Origin of the sequence: Klebsiella sp. MS 92-3 (genome assembly GCF_000195655.1) — a bacterium.
Classification (GTDB): Bacteria; Pseudomonadota; Gammaproteobacteria; order Enterobacterales; family Enterobacteriaceae; genus Klebsiella; species Klebsiella pneumoniae.
On record NZ_GL882814.1, the window covers coordinates 55,180 to 56,450 of the forward strand.

A 1,271-nucleotide genomic window follows, 5' to 3' on the forward strand; every position below is an offset into this window, starting at 1 on the left:
CGCCGTCGGCGGGGTGATCCTCTCCGCCAACCTGCGACAGTTTACCCCGCTGGCCGGGCAGTCTTACCTGATGGACGCCATTGCGGCAGTATTTATCGGCACTGCCTTTACCCGTCTGGGCCGGGTCAGCATCCTCGGCACCCTCGGCGGCGTGCTGTTCCTTGCCATTATTGATAACGGCCTGAACCTGATGGGGCTCAATTATCTGGTGAAGGACGCGCTGGTCGGCGTGATTCTGGTGGTGGCCCTCGCCCTATCCTTCTGGCAGGCGCGCCTGCGCCAAACGCATCGCTAAACGGGAGAACGATGGCAACCTTTGACGCCGTATTTGTCGGCCTGACTATTCTGGATATCGCCGGGCGCCCGGTGGTGGCGATCCCGCCGCGCGGCGGCGTCGCCTTTATTGAGCAAATTCGTCTCAACCCCGCCGGCACCGCCGCCGGGGCTAATATCAACGCCGCGAAGCTCGGGATCCGCACCGCAGCGGTGGCCTGCCTGGGCGAAGATGAAAAGGCCGACTTTATCCTCGCCAGCTATGCCCGGCTGGGCATCGACTGCTCGCTTATCCAGCGCACCGCGCTGAAGGAGACCTCGGCGACGATCCTGCCGATTCGCCCCAACGGCGAACGTCCGGCCCTGCACTGCCGGGGCGCGTCTGACGCCCTGTTTGTCAGTGAAGCGGAATTTGACGCCGTCCTTGACTGTCGTTTCCTGCATCACGGCGGGACCGGGCTGCTGGCGGCAATGGACCAGGGACAGAGCGCGCGGCTGTTGCAGGCGGCCAAAGCGCGCGGAGTCACCACCAGCTTTGACCTTATCGCCCCGAATGAAGAGACCCTCGAACTACTGCGGCCCCTGTTGCCGTCGGTGGATTATTTCATGCCTTCGCTGGAGGAAGCCGCCTTTCTCTCCGGAGAGACGCAGCCGGAGGCCATCGGCCGCTTCTTCCTGGCGCTCGGCGTGGGCACCTGCATTCTGAAAGACGGCGAGAACGGCTCCTGGCTTATCGGCCGCGATGGCGGGCCGCAGCATATTGCGCCGTGGCCGGTCGAGGCGGTGGATACCACCGGCTGCGGCGACAGCTACTGCGGCGGGTTTATTGCCGCACTGGCGCGCGGACTCAGCGTGAAAGCAGCGTGTGACGTCGCCTCGGCGGTGGCCGCGCTGGTGGCGACCGGGATGGGATCGGATGCCGGGGTAGTGGACTGGGAACAGACCCAGGCTTTTATGGCGGCCCACCACCCCCCCCGCCCCCCCCCCCCCCCCCCCCC

Annotated in this window: 1 protein-coding gene and 1 pseudogene; both read left to right on the forward strand. The window is 65.7% G+C overall.

What is annotated here, in order from left to right; all coding sequences use genetic code 11:
• A pseudogene (locus HMPREF9538_RS30050) lies at positions 1-295 on the forward strand (ABC transporter permease); the annotation flags it as partial.
• Positions 296-306: 11 nt separating this feature from the next.
• The coding region (locus HMPREF9538_RS12995) for a carbohydrate kinase family protein (RefSeq protein ID WP_009485207.1) at positions 307-1,271 on the forward strand (965 nt) is incomplete at its 3' end.